Raw genomic sequence first — 18,836 nt, 5'->3', positions numbered from 1 at the left:
ATACGTAGAATACTAGTTGATTTTTTATAAATAGACTATAATGGGTTGTATGTAACTTGAAATGAAAGGATGGGCAGCATGAAAAAATACTTTGTTATCGAATCAATGGATGAAAAGACTGACTTAAATGGTGTTATTTGGCAACCAGAAGCAAGTAAAACACCAAAAGCTATTCTCCAAATTGTGCACGGCATGGCAGAATATATTGAACGCTATGATGAGTTCGCTAATTTTTTAAATGAAAATAATATTTTGGTTGTTGGTCACGATCACTTGGGACATGGGGAATCGGTAGATTTAGAAACTCCAATTTACGGTTTTTTTGCTAAAGATGATAGTGCCAATATTTTAGTAGAAGATACCTATCAAATTACAAACTATATTAAAAAGAGATATCCCCAAGTTCCTTTATTTATTATGGGACATAGTATGGGCTCTTTTATTACTAGAAATTACCTTAAAAAGTATTCTGATAAAGTCGAAGGTTCCATCCTGATGGGAACTGGTGGCAAAAAAGAAGAAATAAAACTAATGAAAAAACTTTTAAAAGGATTAAATACAATTAGTCCTAAAGCAGTGAATCCTGCTCTTAATCACCTTTCATTTGGCAACTTCAACAAAAAAATTAAACAAGCCAATTCACCTTTCTCTTGGTTGTCTAAAAATGAAGCGAATGTGAAACAATATGAAGAAGATCAAAAATGTGGTTTTATTTTTACTAATAATGGATTTTATACTTTATTTTCTCTTGTTGAAGGTGCCACTCAAAAAAATTGGTTTAAAACAATTCAAACAACGCTACCTATTTTAATAATTAGTGGTGAAAAAGACCCTGTTGGAAATTATGGAAAAGGACCTCGAAAAGTAGCCATCGAATTAACTGATAATTATTTTTCTGATGTGACTTTGCGTTTATATCATGATTTACGACATGAAATTTTAAATGAAGTCGAAAAAGAAGATGTTATGAATGATATTTATGACTGGTTAACAAGTCATTTAACTTAATAATCACTAAAAAAACCTACAAGAGCCGAATTAATCCAGCCTCTTGTAGGTTTCATTGTTAATTAATCTTTTTTTACTTCTTCAAATGTTGATAACATCTTATCTAAATCTCTAAGTATTTTATCAGAAGGAGATTCATCGCTTGTCCATGCTCCTAAATTAATAAAATAATCTGAGGTTTCAACTAAATACGTTTTATAGGTTAAATCACGCTTTTTGTTGTCTTTCATTGTGAAACTCAAATAATAGGCAGGTAAACCATTCAAATCCTTCTTTTTAGGTTCCTCCAAAATCTTTCCAGAAGCATCAGTTACTTTGGGTACAAAAGAATCTTTATATTCTTCAAGGGTTCCTTTTTTTTCTTCAAATCCTGCTGACATATAAGATTTTGTCTCTTTGTTTGCAACAAGAAAAGCAATCCTTTTGTCTTCACTAGGAAACTTAATCCAACCATCCAATAATCTAAAGCGGTAACTATTATCATCTAGTTTAAACGTATACATTAAAGCATTTTCTGCTGTTGTTTCTTTTACTTGCTCTTTTTCCTTATCTATTGATGTTTGACTACAACTAGCTAAAAAGATTACACTAAGAACGGAAAAGATTACAAATATTATTTTTTTCAAAATTTACACCTCTTTTTTATTTATATCAATATACATGACATTAACTCGGAGGCAAGCCATGCTATCACATTACTATACCATAAAACAAGATGGACAATTTGAAATTATTATAAAAAAATCACGCTTTATTTGTCAGTTAAAAAGAATTTCTTCTGAAGATGAAGCCAAAGAAATTATCGGGCAAATAAAGAAAGAACACTGGAAAGCTAGCCACAATTGTGTCGCCTATGTTTTAGGTGACAACCAAAGCATCCAACGATCAAGCGATGATGGAGAGCCGAGTGGGACGGCTGGCATTCCTATGTTAGAAGTTTTAAAAGTTAAAGAACTACATAATGTTTTAGCCGTTGTCACACGTTATTTCGGTGGAACTGAACTTGGTGCTGGTGGTCTTATTAGAGCCTACAGTAACTCAGTTTCTGAAGCCCTTAATGAAATTGGGCTTGTAGAAGGGAAGCTTCAACAAGAACTGTCAGTGACGGTTGATTATTCTCTTCATGGTAAAGTAGAACATTTTTTAGAAAATAATCCTAACTATACGTTAAAAGACACTTTATTTACGGATAAAGTTACTCTTTTAATAATGTCAGATGAAAAAGAAGTCACTAACTGCCAAGAAAAACTAATTAATCTTTTAAGTAATCAATGTATTATTACTCTCGGAGAGACTGATTACGTTGAAGTTTCACTTGATTAAAAATAATTGCTACCAAATAGACCAAAAATCCTCAAAATGAAACAACCATTTTGAAGATTTTTGGTCTATTTATTAATACTAAACTTATTTTTCTAAAAAGAATTCAAATCGTTCTCCTACATATTGACTACGAACATATTCAAAGGGGGTTCCTTCATCAAAGTAAGAAATCTGACTCACTTTTAGAATTGCTTCTCCTCTTTTTATATCCATAAAATGAGCAATTTTTTCAGAAGCAATCACTGCTGATATTTTTTGAGAAGATTTACCAATGATTCTAGTTCCTTCATTTGCAATAGCTTTATATAAAGATAATGTAATTTCTTCTTTATGAAAATTCTTAACTATCTCATAAGGAATACTGGCAACTTCAAAACAAATTGGTACATCATCCGCATAGCGAATACGTTCCATTTTTAAAATATCATCTTTTTCAGTTAAATTTAATTTTTCCATCTCACTTGAACTAGGTTTAGTCACAAAATAAGAAATAGTTTTACTTGACGGTTCTCTACCCTGCTCTTCCACAATATCAGAAAAACTAGTTGTTCCAATCATCGTCTCTTGAACTTTTTTTCTAGCAACATAAGTACCAGAGCCGATTTTACGCTCTAAAATCCCTTCATCAGCTAATGTTTGAACAGCTTGACGTAATGTCATTCGACTGACATTGAACGTTTCAGATAGCTCTCTTTCAGATGGCAAACGATCTCCTACATGCCATTTACCCTCTTCAATCTCTTTTTTTATTTGATCATGAATTTTTAAATACACAGGCATTTTTGACGCCATCATCATGCACATCCTTCTAATTTCTTTAACATATTATAACTGGTATAGACAAAGGATACAACTAGTTTATGTGTCAGATAGGTTACATTTTTAAATTTGTACAGTTTCTTCTAAGTTTTTTTCAGCTGTAGCTAAAAGTAACCTGATTCGATTTAACTGATTGACCACTGAAACCCCTGGATCGTAATCAATGGCAGAAATATTAGCTTTTGGATATTGATGCCTTAATTCTTTCATGACACCTTTTCCAACCACATGATTAGGTAAACAGCCAAAGGGTTGTAAACAAACAATATTAGGGACATCATTATTAAGTAAATCAATCATTTCACCTGTTAAAAACCAACCCTCTCCAGTATGATTTCCAATAGACAGTATCTTCCCAGCATCTTCAGCTAATTTTTCAATCGAAGTAATTCCAGTAAATCTATCAGAATCTTTAAGTGCTTGATTCATTGGGGCTTCACAATATTCAATAACTTTAATGGCAAATTCAGATAACCATTTGGATTTTTTACTAAAACCTAAATTTTCATACTTCCAAATACCATTGTATAATGAATAATTCATAAAACCTACAATACCTGGAACAACTGCTTCTGCGCCTTCTTTTTCTAAAATACTAACAATATCATTATTAGCTGTCGGTGAATATTTCACTAAAATTTCACCCACAACACCAACTTTAGGTTTCTTAACCTCATGTAAAGGAATAGTATCAAAGTCTTGAATAATTTGTTTCATGTATTTTTTAAAGAGTCTAAATGAACCTGTTTCAACACTATGTTTTACTTTTTCAATCCACTTATCATGTAATTGATTGACTGAACCTTCTTTCAGCTCATACGGGCGTGTGCGATAAACCACTTTTTCAAATAAATCACCATAAAGAAAAGCAATCGCCACTTTCTTCATTAATGGCAAACTCATTTTAAATCCTGGATTAGATTCCACTCCCTGATTTCCCATCGAAATTGAAACGACTGGAACATGAGAAAAACCAGCATCTGATAAGGCTTTTCGCAATAAAGGAATATAATTAGTTGCCCGACATCCTCCTCCTGTTTGAGTCAACATAACACTCGTATTATTGATATCATAATCTCCCGACTGTAACGCTTCAATCAGCTGCCCTATTGATATAATTGCTGGATAACAAGCATCATTATTAACATATTTTAATCCAACGTCAATCGCTTTTTTATCTTCACTTGGTAAACAAACCACATGATAACCACTAGCCTTTAATGCAGTATCTACTAGTCCTTCCTGATGAATTGGACTTAGCATAGGTAATAATAAGGTATGCGTTTTACGCATCTCTTTTGTGAAAATGACCTTTTCTGCTTCTTCAAATCTTTTACTTGGTAGGACGTTTGTCTTTTCTCGTTCTTTAATTGCTGCTTTTAGCGAACGAAGTCTTATTCTAACAGCCCCTAAATTAGAGCCTTCATCTATTTTTAAGACCGTATAAATCCGTCCATATTGTGCCATAATCTCTTCTACTTGATCTGTTGTCACCGCATCTAAACCACAACCAAATGAATTCAATTGAACTAACTCTAAATTAGGCATTTTAGCGACAACTTTAGCTGCTGCATAAAGTCGTGAATGATAGACCCATTGATTGACCACTCGTAAGTTTTCTACATCTCCTAAATGAGAAATACTGTCTTCTGTCAGAACATGAAATCCTTCTTGGGTGATGATATTGGCAATACCATGATTTACTTCTGGATCAATATGATAAGGTCTTCCTGACAACACAATTCCTTTTTGATTATTTTTTTGCATTTTTTCAAGAACTTTTTCACCACGTTTTTGAATATCTTTTTTAAAATTAGATAGTTCATCAAAACCATGTTGAACAGCTTGGGACATTTGTTCCTCAGTAAAATTAAAATCAGAAAAAGCCGATAATAGTTGGCGAATAACTGATGATTCATCTGCTAAATTAAGATAAGGATTACGATAATCCACTAACCCATCTCGAATGACATCCATATTATTTTTTATAACATCCGAATAACTTTGAACAATTGGACAATTAAAATGATTGTCTGCTTGAGCATCTTCTACTCGTTCAAAAATAACCCCAGGATAAAATATAAGCGGTACTTTATCAATAACCAAAGATTCAATATGACCATGAACTAGCTTAGCAGGATAACAGATTGTATCACTCGGGATGGTTTCGATTCCTTTCTCATAGAGTTCCTTGTCTGAATTAGGTGAAAGAACCACTTGAAAACCAAGATCCGTAAAAATTGTATGCCATAATGGATAATTTTCATACATATTTAAAACTCTTGGGATACCTATTTTACCGTTAACTGCATCTTTTTCTTTCAACGAACGATAACGAAATAACTTACGATGTTTGTAATCCACTAAATTCTCTCGACGGTCCGCTTTTTCAATTTTTTGTTCTGCACCACGTTCACATCGATTCCCCGTAATAAACTTACGACCATCTGAAAACAACGTAACCGTTAATAAACAATTATTTTCGCACAAGCCACAATTAGAAAATTCTTTTTTTGAGGATAGATTTGTCATCTCTTCTACTGTTAGTAACGTACTATTCCCTTGATCTAAGGCGTATTCATCTAAAGCAATTAAAGCTGCTCCATAAGCTCCCATCAATCCGGCAATAGTTGGTCTAATCACTTCTTTACCACTAATTAATTCAAACGCTCTAAGGACTGCTTCATTATAAAACGTCCCACCTTGACAAACTATTTTTTCACCTAGTTCTTCTGAATTTTTCATTTTAATTACTTTGTATAAAGCATTTTTAATCACTGAATAAGCTAATCCCGCTGATATATCCCCAGGAGTTGCCCCTTCTTTTTGAACTTGTCGGACTTTAGAATTCATAAAGACTGTACATCTCGAACCTAAATCAACAGGGGTCTTGGATTCAATAGCCGCTTTAGCAAACTCTTCAATCGAATAATTCAAACTTTTCGCAAACGTCTCTAAGAATGAACCACAGCCAGAGGAACAAGCTTCATTCAATTGGATAGAAGACAAAGCACCTTCTTTAACTGTCATCGCCTTCATATCTTGACCACCAATATCTAAAATGAACTCCACACCAGGTGAAAAATAATTAGCAGCCTTATAATGCGCCATCGTTTCAACTTCGCCTATGTCAACCTTCAACGCATGTTTAATCAAATGTTCTCCATACCCTGTCACCGCTGTTTTAGCTACATAACAATCCTCAGGTAGAATTCCATAAATTTCTTTTAAAATTTTTACAGTTGTTTCTAATGGCTGTCCCTCATTATTTCCGTAAAATTGATACAATAATTGAGACTCATCTCCAATAACAACCACTTTTGTGGTGGTTGAACCTGCATCAATTCCAATAAAAATAGGACCATTATACTTTTTCAAATCATGTTCGACAATTGTGGCTTCTTGATGTCTTTTTCTAAATGCAGCTAATTCTTCATTATCCTTAAACAATGTAGGCAAAGTGTCTTCCATACCTAGTGCATTTTTATTTGAAGATTTTAACTCCTTAATCAAATCAGAAATAAAAATTTCTTTTTCGTTTTTTAAAGAGAGCGCTGCCCCCATGGCTACGAATAACTGTGGATTTTCAGGAAAGATTATCTGTTCTTCACTTAAATCAAGTGTTTCGATAAATCGTTGTCTCAACTCACTCATAAAATAAAGTGGTCCACCCAAAAAAGCCACATTACCTTTAATTTTCCTACCAGAAGCAAGACCTGCAATTGTTTGATTAACTACTGCTTGATAAACACTAGCAGCAATGTCTTCTTTTCTAGCTCCTTCATTAATTAATGGTTGAATATCTGTTTTAGCAAAGACACCACATCTAGAAGCTATAGGATAAATTGTTTGATAGTTTTTAGCCAGTTCATTTAACCCATTCGCATCAGTTTTTAGCAAACTTGCCATTTGATCAATAAAAGCCCCTGTTCCACCTGCACAGCTACCATTCATCCGTTGTTCGAGAGAACCTTCAAAAAAAGTAATCTTAGCGTCTTCTCCTCCCAGTTCTATTGCAACATCTGTCCTGGGAATCAATTCTTCTACAGCTTTAGTTCCTGCTATTACTTCTTGAACAAAAGGAAGTTCTAACATTTCAGAAATTCCCATTCCACCTGACCCTGTCAACATCACTTGAATCATTTCTGTCAATTCTAGCTCTTTTTCCATCGCACATAATACATCTAACGTTGCTTGTTTAACATCCGAAAAATGGCGTTGATACGTTGAAAATAAAATATTTTGTTTTTGATCCAAAACCACACATTTTACTGTAGTTGATCCAATATCTATTCCGATTCTAAGTTTCATTAAATAATCACCCTTTTTTAACCGACACTTTGTTGATTATCTTACAAAGTGTTTGTTATACTATAATAGTCTATTCTATTACTAGTTGAATTATTTTCAATCATCAATTATGCTTAATTTGTGATTTAAACAACAATATCAGTTCTTTTGTTGTTTTTAGAAGGAGGTTTTTATGAAAAAAACAGACTTACGGGTTATTCGAACAAAAAAAATGATTATTGAAGCTTTTTTATCTTTGGTGAATCAAAAAGGATATGAGGCAATTACAATTCAAGATATTGCTGATCACGCAATGATTAATCGTGCCACATTTTATGCTCATTTTAAAGATAAACAAGATCTTTACGATTTTGTAATGGAGTATGCTATTTCAAATTTAAGTATTGTCCTAGACGCCAATCAACTGAATCATTCAAAAATTATCCATTTAAAAACAATTGAAAAAGCTTTAACCCAAATTTTCACTCTTATTAAAGAGAAACAAAATTTCTTTGTCATGCTAACAGAAGGCTCTTCTAGTGAATTATTCCGAAAAAAAATTTCTGAGATGCTCTCCACCATGTATGAAGAAACATTCTCTAAATTAAGAATTACTGAAAATGACATTGAAGTACCTGTTAGTTTTATTATTGAGTACATGACTTCTATTTTTATCGGAACAGTTCATTGGTGGGTTACTACAGATTCTGATTTCGAGGCAGCTCATATGGCTCGTTTAGTCATTAAACTCGTAGGAAACGGCCATTTAACTGTTTTAGGGATTGATGTTACAGAATAAAATAAAGGGAGTCCGACGAATAAGTCACACTCCCTTTACTTTATTTTATTGTCCATAATAAGCTGATTTGCCATGTTTTCTTAAATAATGTTTATCCAACAAAAATTTAGGTATATCAACTACTCGTTGATTAATCTTTTCTGTTTCTTTTGCCATTAAACAAACCTCATCTAAAATCAAACTATTTTCCACAGCTTTACTAGGTGTATTTCCCCAAGTGAAGGGACCATGACCACTAACTAAAACACCTGGAATTTCTAATGGTTTAATGTTTCTCTCATTAAAAGTTTCAACAATAACTTTTCCTGTATTTTCTTCATAATTATCTAATACTTCTTCTTTAGTTAACGTGCGTGTACAAGGTACTGAACCGTAAAAAGTGTCTGCATGAGTAGTTCCATAAGCTTTTAAATCATATCCGGCTTGCGCCCACATCACAGCGTTAGTTGAATGCGTATGAACGACTGCTTGGACATCTGTAAATTCACGATATAGTACAACATGTGTCGCCAAATCAGAGGAAGGTTTCAGACTTTTTTTTTCAAGTAAGTTTCCCTCTAAATCAGTGACTACCATTTGGCTTACTTTCATAGCATCATAAGAGACACCACTTGGTTTAATCACGATTACACCCAATTCACGATTAATCTCACTAACATTTCCCCAAGTTAATTTTACTAAGCCTAAACGAGGTAATTCCAAATTAGCTTGAAACACTCGCTCTTTCATTTCTTCAATAATCAATTCTCTAGACATCATATCCCGCCTCTCTTAGTTTTGGATAGAGATAGTCAGTAGCATCTTGAATTCGTTTTTTAAAATCTACGTTTTTTTCACTCCACATCTCGATTAAAAAGGTACCATCGTATCCTAAACGATGAAGTGTTTTTAATAATCCGGTAAAATCAACACATCCATCTCCAAAAGGAACATCTCTAAACTGCCCCTTATTCTCCTTAGAAACAGCATAAGTATCTTTTAAATGAATCGATGTAATCGCTGAAATCCCTAATTCTAATTCTCTTGCAGGATTATTTTCTGGCCAAGCTGATAAATTTCCTAAATCTGGATAAACTTGCAAAAAGGGTGAAGGTATTTGTTGTTTAATTTCTAAAAATTTTTCAATAGAATTCATAAAAGGATCATCCATAATTTCAATGGACAAGATAATTCCATATTGAGAAGCTTTTTTTGTTCCCTTTCTCAATCCTTCTATAAATAATTCTCTTGAAAGCATACTTTTAGGTTCATAGTAAACATCATATCCTGCAACTTGAATGATAGAAATACTTAATTTATGAGCTAATATTATTGCTTTTTCTAATAAAATTTCAGCTTGAATTCTATTTTCTTTATCTTCTGATCCAAAAGGAAAGCGTCTATGACCGCTTAAACAAATTGAATTAATCCGAACTTTATACTTTTGACAACTCTCTCTGATAGATTGAATTTCTTGATCTGTCATCTCTAAACGAGCTAATCGTGCATCAGTTTCATCAATCGACATTTCAATAAAATCAAAACCTAGTTCACTTGTTAATCGAATACGCTCTTCCCACGTAACATCTTTTGGGAGTGCTTTTTCATAAATGCCAATTTTGGCCATCTTTACTCACCCCAAATTCGAATAATCTCATTCTTAAAATCATTAGCTGCTTGAACAGGATTCTTAGCTGCTGTGATGCCTCTTCCTGTAATAAATGTATAAACATCAATACCTTCAAATAATTGTAACGTTGAGACATCCAAACCACCAGTTACAGAAACATTAAATCCCATCTCAATTAGTTTCTTAACTTTAGTCAAATCTTTTTCTCCCCAAGTTTCACCAGAAAGTAAAGCGTCCCTACTTTGATGATAAATAGCTTGTTTAATCCCAATACTCTTCCACGATTCTGCCTGTTCAAATGTCCAATCGCCATACAATTCTACTTGTAACTCCTCGACTTCTTTTTTAGCTGCTTCCATTGTTGGAATAGTCGCACAACAGATAACCGTCATCCAATCTGCACCAGCATCTGCTACATTTTTAGCGACAGTTCCACCAGCGTCAGCACATTTAGTATCAGCTACAATTTTTTTATTTGGAAAAATACTACGAATACACGAAATTGCTTGATGCCCTTCTTGTAAACAAAGAATTGTTCCGATTTCTAAAATATCAACTATTTCTCCGACTTTAACGACATCAGCTAAAGCAAACGCTAAATCATTATGGTCTAAAGCTATTTGTAAATTAGGACGTGTCATTCTATTTTCCTCCTATTTTTTCATATTTTGATAAAGCTCTGTTTCAGCAAATTTTTCACCAATTTCTTTATGGGACATCACATTTTTTATCCCTACAACTGTGACTCCTTTTTTAACTGCTTGATCAAACATTCCTAAAAAATTAGTCGGTGTAAATACAACATCATATTGTCCTGCTGAACTTTTACCTTCCGAGATTGAGCAGTGATGAATTTTAGTAATCGGAATATTCAATTCTTTCATCGCTTTTTCTGTACTTCTCATCATCATTAAACTTGTTCCTGACCCATTGGCACATGATATTAATATTCTCATTTTTAGTTCCTCCTAGTTTTTAAGTAACATTTATTTATTAAATTTCTCTTGATACGCTTCATAATCATCTACAATTAAGAAATATCCTTCTGGGTTTTTTCTATATTGTAATTGAGGAATAGCCAGTAAAATAATCACAACAACTGCAATTCCTACAACACCTAAAACTTTCATAATAATTGTAAATCCAGGCCAAACTGTTGCCCAGTCAAACATACCGATATAACCACCATATTGAGAAAGTCCAATCCATGAAGCAAAAAGGGCTGATCCTCCAACTTGAATAATCCCTGAAAGGAATGGGAAGAGACACGCTGCTTTAATTCCACCACGGTTATTAGCAAATACTGCAATTACAGCATTATCAAAGAATAAGGGAATAAAACCTGCAATAACAATCGTTGGTGATTTCATTAAAATCAGTAAACCAATCATTAAGAATTGACCAAGTGACCCAAATAAAAATCCTACAGTTACAGCATTTGGTGAACCAAAACCAAACGTTGCTGCTACATCAATCCCTGGAACAGCCCCAGGTAAAATTGTATTAGAAATACCTTGGAATGACTGAGTCAGCTCATCCACGAAAGTTCTCACACCTAATTGTAAAATAGCCAGATAAACTGCAAAGTTAAGCGAAGTGGTCATAATATAGAATAAGAAACTTTGACCTTCTTGCATAAATTCTGCTTGAATTAAATAATCTTGACCTAAGACCAGTAGAATAATTCCGAAGAAGAATAGCATTAAAAGAGAAGTTGCTACCATATTTTCATTAAATATTGATAAAAATCCTGGTAACTCAATATCCTCTAATTTTTTATTTTCTTTCTTAGAACGCCCTTTTTTCTCATCACGTTTTTTCATCCACTCAGCAAGTTTTGCAAATATATAAACACCAAACATCTGTTGATGGGCAATTGCAAAGCCTGCACCTTCTGTTAAATCTTGCGTAATATCAACTGTTAAATTTGATCCTACAGCCCAGTAACAGCCTAATACAAGACCCATGGCAACTAAAACTTCGATTCTTCCAAATTCTGGGAAGCAGAAAAGGAAAATCCAAAATGCTGTTGCTGCTTGTTGAACTTGTACGTTACCTGTTGTAAAAACAGCTCTAAGTTTTGTATATTTTTGAAATCTTACAAGTAAAATATTCATAATAAAAGCAATTAAAAGTAAGATCATAACATCTCCAAAAGTCTTACCAAAGGTTTCCATTAATCCTGAATCCACAGCGTTTTGACCAAAGTAAGGATCTGTTACCATTGCGTTTAGATTAAATCTTTCTTTTAATCCAACTAAGATTGGGCGGAAGTTATTAACTAATCCTCCTGATCCAACTGTTAAAATAAAATAACCCACTGTTGCTTTTAAAAAGCCAGCAATACATTCATGCACTGGACGTTTCAGTAATATATAACCAAGTAAAACAATAAAACCGATTAAGTAAGCTGGTTGCGTTAAAATATTATTAGCAAAATACGTCCATACTCCCATAAAAAAGTCTCCCATATCATTTTTCTCCTTTTTAGTTACTATATTTTTCCATAACCTCTTTGTAATCTTCAAATGATTTTGTTGCTACTAAATCTTCAATCAAACCATCAGTCATTAATAATTCAGATAGTTTTTGAATATTTTCCATATGTTCTTCTGGATTTTTTGCAGCTAAGGTAAAAAATAAACTCGCTTTTTTCTCTTCCTCTGGGTCTTCAAAATAAATATCTTGCTTCATTTTCGTAAAAGAAATTGCTGTCCCAAAAACACCTTCACTTTGCTCTGATGAATGTGGCATTGCCACTTCGGGAACAATTACAATATATGGACCATGCTCCTTCACACAAGCAATAATTTCTTCAATATATGCTTCATTGATAATTTTTTTGTCTAATAAATTTTGACAACTTTCACTGATTGCCTCTTGCCAATCAGTAATATTTTTATCTGAGTACGTTACTAAGTCATTTTCGTAAAAATATTTTAACATCTAAACTCGCTCCTTTTTATAAGAATGAAGGAAATGGTGTATCATTTTCTACTGAGAAAGCATCCTCAAATCCACGATAAAAATTAAATTCCATATCATCTTTGTTCGTTGGATAAGTAAATTTTCCACCTACTTGCCAAATATATGGTTTAAAATCATATTTTAAGCGGTCTTTTTTCATTTTCCATATCTCAGTTATTTCCTTTGGGTCTGCCATAAAATTAGACCAAATATCGTAATGAACTGGAATTACCACTTTCGTCTTCAATGCTTCCGCCATTCTTAACATATCTACAGAAGTCACTTTATCTGTAATTCCTCTTGGATTTTCCCCGTAAGCTCCTAGACAAACATCCACTTTATACTCGTTACCGTGTTCTGCAAATTTATTACAGTAATGTGAATCTCCCGCATGATAAATATTTCCACCCGATGTACAGAATAAATAGTTAACAGCAATCAAATCCATATCTTGTGGAACTTTTCCTCGTAATGACTCTTCTGGATTATCCCAAGTTACTAAAGCAGTACGGTCGAAAGCTTCTAAGGCAACAACTTCAATATCTTTTACTTTAATTTTATCACCCGGTTTAACAATAATTGTTTTTTCTTCTGGAACGCCCCATCCTAACCACGTGTTAACAACTTCTTTTGGACCAATAAATTTTGCCTCTGGACAATTTTTATTAACAGCAGCTGCTGTATTGATGTCTAAATGATCTGAGTGAATATGCGTAACTACTAATGCATCCACATTTTCAATTTCAAATGGATCTAAAACAAAAGGTTGCGTTCTTAAATTGGGTTGCATTTTTTTGACACCACTCATACGCATCATTTGATGACCTTTTTTCATCATACCAGTACCGTGTGTTCGTTTACCTGAACCACACCATAAATCACATAAAATATTTGTTCCTTCATGAGATTTAATCCAAATTCCCGTACAACCTAACCACCACATTGAGACAGTACCGTTTGCTACTTTCTCATCTGCAATTTCTTCGTTTAACCAAGTTCCCCATTCTGGGAAAACAGAATTAATCCATTTTTCTTTTGTAATATCATTTATATTATTCATCATACGACATTCCTCCATTTGATTTTATTTATTGCTATAAATTAATATTACCTATAAAAAAATCAATTGAAAACCCTTTTATATGATTGTTTGAACATTTTTTGATTTTTTAATCTTTTTTTTATTCATTTATGCTACTATTAGTTCATAAAAGAAGGAGGGAAATAGATGAGAAGTTCTGTAAAAACCATTAATCTACGGATGAATAAAATTTTAGATTTGTTACAAGAGCATGGTCAATTGACAACTGACGAATTAGCTGAATTACTCACTACCTCGATTAGTACGGTACGAAGAGATTTGATTACCCTAGAAGAAAAAAATGAGATTATTAGAAAGCACGGATTTTGTTTGTATAATTTTAAAAATAGAGATAACTTTGATGAGTCAGGTCCCGAAAGATTAAAAGCTATGATTGGAGCAAAAGCTGCCGAATTAATATCAAATAATGATTCGGTTTTCATCAATACTAGTTCAACTTCTTTAAATTCTATTAAATATACTAAAGCTACAAATCTCACTATTATTTCTAATAATCTAAAACTGGCTTCACTTAAATTAGATCCTCAATCTTCTTACATACTGACTGGAGGGGAGTTACGAGTACCTAAAGAATCACTTGTTGGAGATATTGCATTTAATACAATTAATGATATGAATGCCGATATTTGCATTATTGGTTGTTCTGGTGTAGACATTCAGCATGGAGTGACAACAAAAATTCTCAACGAAGCAAAAATAAATAAAGCCATGATTGAGAAAACGACAAAAATAAAAGTTCTCGTTGCAGACCATCGAAAAATTGGACTAATTTCTAATTTTAAAATTTCTGATCTGACAGTTTTTGATTACTTAATCACAGATGAATATGCTTCTTCAACTATTATTAAAGAGTATTCCAAATTAGGTTTAAAAATAATACAAGTGTCTGGAATTTAGTATAAAAAAACGTTCAAACCATTATAGTTTGAACGTTTTTTTAATATAATCTTGAATGCCATTTACGCGTGTTTTCTTTATTTCCAGTATAAACTTTACCTTCAATTCCTAAATTGATATTAGTTTTAACTTCTTCTACCACATCTGTACTTTTAAGAATATCTCTGTAATTTAATAATTGATCTTTAATTTTTTCTTTTAAATCTGACATATTTTTTCTCTCCCTTATAAATAATATGATAAGCATAACATAAATAAAAAAAGCTAACAAATTAATGTTAGCTTCTATGAACTGGGCTAGCTGGATTCGAACCAACGATGACGGAGTCAAAGTCCGTTGCCTTACCGCTTGGCTATAGCCCAATAGATAGGCGACTGATGGGAATCGAACCCACGCATGTCGGAACCACAATCCGATGTGTTAACCACTTCACCACAATCGCCATAAAAAAATGGAGGGGGGCAGATTCGAACTGCCGAACCCAAAGGAGCGGATTTACAGTCCGCCGCGTTTAGCCACTTCGCTACCCCTCCAGCTAGTCGCGTTAAAAACCCGACTCAGTAATCATACCTAATTTCACAAAAAAACGCAAGCTTTTTTTTGAAATTAATTATGTAAATTCCAATTTCTTAGAACTTCTTCATAGCCTTGATCCATCGTTTTAGCAAATAACACAAAATTGTCATCACATTTAACTTCAAATTTATTATTATCTACTTCTAAAACTTCACCAATCATTTTTTTTCCAATAAATAATTGATGATAAGCTTTTATTTCTCCATCTTTTTGAAGTGTCTCTTCTTTAATTTCTACTTCAACAGGTTTATTTTTTTTCATTCATCTTCACCTCTTAACTTATTGAGGATAGCATATTTTTTTTGATTTGTTAAGTCATAAAAAAATAAAGTATTAAGGTTTTTCTTAATACTTTATTTCAGCTTATCTTTTTTTGGTTTGAATGGCAGAAATAACATGATACCCAGCATTTTTTAGTATATTTTTTATTTTTTTACTTTCTTCAGAAGTAGTTTGAATCACAATAATAGGTCTTTTTTCTTTACGATAAACAACGATTTGAATAATATTCAAGTTATTATTAGCAAAAATTTGAGTCAAATCTGCTAAAACTCCCTCATGATCTTTTTCAATTTTTATCGCAATTCTAGTTCCAGGCTCTTTGTAACCTGTGATATTCAAAAAAGCATCAAAAATATCATTATTTGTTATAATTCCAACTAGTTCATGACTCGCATTCAATACTGGTAGTACATTAATCTTATATTGTCTCATTTGAAAAATAGCATCTTCCAACAAACAATCTTCTAAGATAACTTCTACTTCATTAATCATGACATCTTCAACTATTGTTTTATTTAACAAATAGTTAGCTTCATAAACACTCAAACTTGTTGCTTTTGATGGCATTGCTTCTTGAATAGTTCCTTCCGTAATCAAACCAATAATAGCATTATTCTCAGTCACTGGGATACGATGAATATTTTTTTGATTCATTAATTCAATAGCATCAAAAATTTTAGTTCCTTTACTAATCGTAACAAGATTCTTTGACATGTAATCTTTAACTAACATAATTAACCTCCTAAATAGGCTTTTTGGATATCTGGACTATCTAACAATTCTTTTCCACTGCCTTTTAAAACGACTTTCCCTGTTTCTAAAACATATCCACGATCTGCAATACTTAAAGCCATTTTTGCGTTTTGTTCAATCAATAATACAGTTGTTCCCTGTTCTTTAATTTCTTCAATAATCGAAAAAATTTCTCTAATAAAGATTGGTGCTAATCCCATGGAAGGTTCATCTAGTAACAATAACTTAGGTCGAGACATGAGCGCTCGTCCCATTGCCAACATTTGTTGTTCGCCACCTGAGAGAGTGGCTGCGTCTTGATTTTTTCTTTCCGCTAAAATAGGAAAACGGTCAAAAATATGTTTCAGTATCAATTCACTTTCCTTTTTATCTTTGTATAAAAAAGCCCCTAACTCTAAGTTTTCCATCACTGTCATTCCTGTAAAAACATGACGACCTTCCGGCACTTGAACTAAGCCATTTTTCACAATGTTGGGAGAGGTTTCTTTTTCAATTTTTTCCCCTTGAAAAGAAATTGTCCCACTACTTGATCTAACTAATCCTGAAATTGTGCGCAAAATCGTTGTTTTTCCTGCTCCATTTGCTCCAATTAAACTGACAATCTCACCTTCATTCACCTCAAAAGAAACTTCTTTTACAGCTTGAATCATGCCGTAATGAACTGAAATATTTTCCACTTTTAGCATTACAAATCACCGCCCAAATATGCTTTAATCACTCGTTTATTTGTTTTTATTTCTTCCGGTTTACCTTCAGCAATCATTTGACCATATTCTAAAACATAAATTCTTTCACAAACATCCATGACAAGTGACATATCATGTTCAATTAAAAGAATCGTTAAATCGAATTCACGCTGAACTTTTTTTATTAATTCTGTTAATTCTACTGTTTCTTGCGGGTTCATTCCTGCTGCTGGTTCGTCTAAAAAAAGCAGTTTTGGCTCTGTTGCCAATGCTCTAACAATTTCTAACCTTCTCTGTTCACCATAAGAAAGGTTTTTGGCTAACGTTTCTTCTTTATTTTTTAAATCAAAAATTTCTAATAACTCCAGTGCTTTTTGTGTCATTCTTTTTTCTGATTTATAAAAATTAGGTAATCTTAGAATTCCAGTTAGAACACCAACCGGTTGTTTACCATTCATCGCAATTAAAACATTCTCTAAGACAGTTAAATCTTTAAATAAACGGATATTTTGAAAGGTTCGGCTTAACCCTTTATTGGCAACTTTAAACGGTTTAAGTCCATTCAAACGCTCCTCTTTTCCCTCATCATAAAACAGAATATCACCTTCACTGGGTTCGTAAACACCTGTTAAAAGATTAAACAAAGTTGTCTTACCTGCACCATTTGGCCCAATCAAACCTACCAATTCATTTTTACCTACTTCAAGATTGACATTCGATACAGCTGCTAATCCACCAAAATTTTTAGTTAAATTATTTATTTTTAATAGGGGCATTTTTACGACCTCCCTTATTAAAAATTTTCTTAAATGATAATTCTTTCATTCCTAAAAGTCCTGATGGCTTAAAAATCATAATAATAATCAACGCTAAAGCATAAACAATCATTCTAATAGTGCCCGCGTCTTGTAAAAACATATTTAAGAAACCTAAAACTATCGCAGCAATAAACGTTCCTGTGATACTACCAACACCGCCAAACACAACAATAATTAAGATATCAATTGATTTCATAAAATCAAAATTTGCCGGAACAATGGTTTGAATATAGCTCGCATAAAGTCCACCTGCTACAGCTGCTGTCATTGCACCTATCACAAAAGCAACTACTTTATATTTAGTTGTATTAACTCCCATCGACTCTGCAGCAATTTCATTTTCCCTAACTGAAAGAGTTGCTCGACCAGCGGCACTGTTAATAAAATTCGTTGTAATAATCGTTGTGAGGCAAACAATGACATAAACCATTGACCACGTTACAAAGGGCGTGATTCCAAATAATCCTGCTGGACCATTTGTAATCCCATCTAAATTCATAATTAGAATGCGAATAATTTCAGATACACCCAAAGTAGCAATAGCTAGATAATCACCTGATAAACGTAATGTTGGGATCCCAACGAATAAAGCAATCAATCCAGATATAATGACACCAACTAATAATCCTATCAAAAACCCTAGTAGTGTTGGATTTTTCATAGAAATAATCGCTGTGGCATAAGCGCCAATTGCCATAAAGCCAGCATGACCTAATGAAAATTGACCTGAAATACCAATCACAAGATTTAATCCGACACCTAGGATAATATTAATGCCGATCATAACCAACGCAGTTTCTAAAACAGGTGACATCATCCCCATACTGTACATTGTTCCTAAAATAATAAATCCGATTACCATTAATCCAACCCAAGAAAGATTGGCCTTTAAATTATTTTTCATCC

20 protein-coding genes and 3 tRNA genes are annotated in these 18,836 nt (G+C 32.9%); 4 read left to right on the top strand and 19 right to left on the bottom strand.

Features of this window, described 5'->3' with window-relative positions; all coding sequences use genetic code 11:
- Positions 1-78: 78 nt before the first annotated feature.
- The gene (locus FM121_RS10205) at positions 79-1,008 is read left to right on the top strand and encodes an alpha/beta fold hydrolase (RefSeq protein ID WP_086952060.1); all 930 of its coding nucleotides are present in this window, start codon (positions 79-81) and stop codon (positions 1,006-1,008) included.
- Between the two features lie 62 nt (positions 1,009-1,070).
- Here FM121_RS10205 and FM121_RS10200 read toward each other — a convergent pair whose 3' ends face one another.
- Entirely contained in the window at positions 1,071-1,634 is a 564-nt protein-coding gene (locus tag FM121_RS10200) for a hypothetical protein (RefSeq protein ID WP_086952059.1), read from the bottom strand.
- Positions 1,635-1,692: 58 nt separating this feature from the next.
- On the opposite strand from FM121_RS10200, the gene FM121_RS10195 reads away from it, so the two are divergent.
- On the top strand, positions 1,693-2,331 hold the full coding sequence (locus FM121_RS10195) for a YigZ family protein (protein ID WP_086952058.1): 639 nt from the start codon (positions 1,693-1,695) through the stop codon (positions 2,329-2,331).
- Positions 2,332-2,415: 84 nt separating this feature from the next.
- On the opposite strand, the gene FM121_RS10190 is transcribed toward FM121_RS10195, so the two are convergent.
- Together FM121_RS10190 and FM121_RS10185 are read right to left on the bottom strand one after the other, a co-directional pair.
- Positions 2,416-3,123: a GntR family transcriptional regulator gene (locus FM121_RS10190; protein ID WP_086952523.1), complete on the bottom strand. Its 708-nt coding sequence runs from the start codon at positions 3,121-3,123 to the stop codon at positions 2,416-2,418.
- Positions 3,124-3,213: 90 nt separating this feature from the next.
- Entirely contained in the window at positions 3,214-7,461 is a 4,248-nt protein-coding gene (locus FM121_RS10185; protein WP_086952057.1) for a 2-hydroxyacyl-CoA dehydratase, read from the bottom strand.
- Between the two features lie 172 nt (positions 7,462-7,633).
- On the opposite strand from FM121_RS10185, the gene FM121_RS10180 reads away from it, so the two are divergent.
- Positions 7,634-8,239 carry a TetR/AcrR family transcriptional regulator gene (locus FM121_RS10180; RefSeq protein ID WP_086952056.1) on the top strand — a complete coding sequence of 202 codons (606 nt, stop codon included), beginning with the start codon at positions 7,634-7,636 and terminating at the stop codon, positions 8,237-8,239.
- Positions 8,240-8,284: 45 nt separating this feature from the next.
- On the opposite strand, the gene FM121_RS10175 is transcribed toward FM121_RS10180, so the two are convergent.
- Genes FM121_RS10175 through ulaG form a run of 7 tightly spaced genes read right to left on the bottom strand, consistent with a single transcriptional unit; the run spans position 8,285 to position 13,875 of the window.
- Positions 8,285-8,995 (bottom strand): L-ribulose-5-phosphate 4-epimerase, encoded by a 711-nt coding sequence (locus FM121_RS10175; protein WP_086952522.1) that lies wholly within the window; start codon positions 8,993-8,995, stop codon positions 8,285-8,287.
- Positions 8,988-9,845 (bottom strand): L-ribulose-5-phosphate 3-epimerase, encoded by an 858-nt coding sequence (locus FM121_RS10170; RefSeq protein ID WP_086952055.1) that lies wholly within the window; start codon positions 9,843-9,845, stop codon positions 8,988-8,990. Before FM121_RS10170 ends, FM121_RS10175 begins: the two co-directional genes overlap by 8 nt.
- 2 nt (positions 9,846-9,847) lie before the next feature.
- Complete coding sequence (locus tag FM121_RS10165) at positions 9,848-10,489, bottom strand: 3-keto-L-gulonate-6-phosphate decarboxylase UlaD (protein WP_086952054.1); 642 nt, start codon at positions 10,487-10,489, stop codon at positions 9,848-9,850.
- A 12-nt stretch (positions 10,490-10,501) separates the two neighbouring features.
- Positions 10,502-10,804, bottom strand: a complete 303-nt coding sequence (locus FM121_RS10160; RefSeq protein ID WP_086952053.1) for a PTS sugar transporter subunit IIB — start codon at positions 10,802-10,804, stop codon at positions 10,502-10,504.
- Positions 10,805-10,834: 30 nt separating this feature from the next.
- Complete coding sequence (locus FM121_RS10155) at positions 10,835-12,319, bottom strand: PTS ascorbate transporter subunit IIC (RefSeq protein ID WP_086952052.1); 1,485 nt, start codon at positions 12,317-12,319, stop codon at positions 10,835-10,837.
- A 16-nt stretch (positions 12,320-12,335) separates the two neighbouring features.
- Positions 12,336-12,794: a PTS sugar transporter subunit IIA gene (locus tag FM121_RS10150; protein WP_086952051.1), complete on the bottom strand. Its 459-nt coding sequence runs from the start codon at positions 12,792-12,794 to the stop codon at positions 12,336-12,338.
- A 16-nt stretch (positions 12,795-12,810) separates the two neighbouring features.
- Positions 12,811-13,875 carry an L-ascorbate 6-phosphate lactonase gene (gene ulaG, locus FM121_RS10145; RefSeq protein WP_373385083.1) on the bottom strand — a complete coding sequence of 355 codons (1,065 nt, stop codon included), beginning with the start codon at positions 13,873-13,875 and terminating at the stop codon, positions 12,811-12,813.
- A gap of 168 nt (positions 13,876-14,043) precedes the next feature.
- On the opposite strand from ulaG, the gene FM121_RS10140 reads away from it, so the two are divergent.
- A complete protein-coding gene (locus tag FM121_RS10140; RefSeq protein ID WP_086952049.1) occupies positions 14,044-14,814 on the top strand; it encodes a DeoR/GlpR family DNA-binding transcription regulator in 771 nt (256 codons plus the stop codon).
- Positions 14,815-14,854: 40 nt separating this feature from the next.
- On the opposite strand, the gene FM121_RS14465 is transcribed toward FM121_RS10140, so the two are convergent.
- From FM121_RS14465 to FM121_RS10100, 9 genes are all read right to left on the bottom strand, one after another.
- Positions 14,855-15,025: a hypothetical protein gene (locus tag FM121_RS14465; protein ID WP_179203853.1), complete on the bottom strand. Its 171-nt coding sequence runs from the start codon at positions 15,023-15,025 to the stop codon at positions 14,855-14,857.
- An 81-nt stretch (positions 15,026-15,106) separates the two neighbouring features.
- Positions 15,107-15,177: transfer RNA gene (locus FM121_RS10135), tRNA-Gln, on the bottom strand.
- 7 nt (positions 15,178-15,184) lie between these two features.
- A tRNA-His gene (locus FM121_RS10130) sits at positions 15,185-15,257 on the bottom strand.
- A 10-nt stretch (positions 15,258-15,267) separates the two neighbouring features.
- Positions 15,268-15,348: transfer RNA gene (locus FM121_RS10125), tRNA-Tyr, on the bottom strand.
- A gap of 73 nt (positions 15,349-15,421) precedes the next feature.
- Positions 15,422-15,652 (bottom strand): DUF2969 family protein, encoded by a 231-nt coding sequence (locus tag FM121_RS10120; protein WP_086952048.1) that lies wholly within the window; start codon positions 15,650-15,652, stop codon positions 15,422-15,424.
- A 102-nt stretch (positions 15,653-15,754) separates the two neighbouring features.
- Positions 15,755-16,405 (bottom strand): CBS and ACT domain-containing protein, encoded by a 651-nt coding sequence (locus FM121_RS10115; RefSeq protein ID WP_086952047.1) that lies wholly within the window; start codon positions 16,403-16,405, stop codon positions 15,755-15,757.
- Positions 16,406-16,407: 2 nt separating this feature from the next.
- Complete coding sequence (locus FM121_RS10110) at positions 16,408-17,112, bottom strand: ABC transporter ATP-binding protein (RefSeq protein WP_086952046.1); 705 nt, start codon at positions 17,110-17,112, stop codon at positions 16,408-16,410.
- On the bottom strand, positions 17,112-17,888 hold the full coding sequence (locus FM121_RS10105; RefSeq protein WP_086952045.1) for an ABC transporter ATP-binding protein: 777 nt from the start codon (positions 17,886-17,888) through the stop codon (positions 17,112-17,114). The genes FM121_RS10110 and FM121_RS10105 overlap by 1 nt, the downstream gene beginning before the upstream one ends.
- The gene (locus FM121_RS10100; RefSeq protein ID WP_086952044.1) at positions 17,866-18,834 is read right to left on the bottom strand and encodes a branched-chain amino acid ABC transporter permease; all 969 of its coding nucleotides are present in this window, start codon (positions 18,832-18,834) and stop codon (positions 17,866-17,868) included. The genes FM121_RS10105 and FM121_RS10100 overlap by 23 nt, the downstream gene beginning before the upstream one ends.
- Between the last annotated feature and the right edge of the window lie 2 nt (positions 18,835-18,836).

The sequence above is a fragment of the Vagococcus fluvialis bH819 genome (assembly GCF_900163795.1).
Classification (GTDB): domain Bacteria; phylum Bacillota; class Bacilli; order Lactobacillales; family Vagococcaceae; genus Vagococcus; species Vagococcus fluvialis_A.
This window is presented reverse-complemented; position numbering and strand designations above follow the sequence as displayed.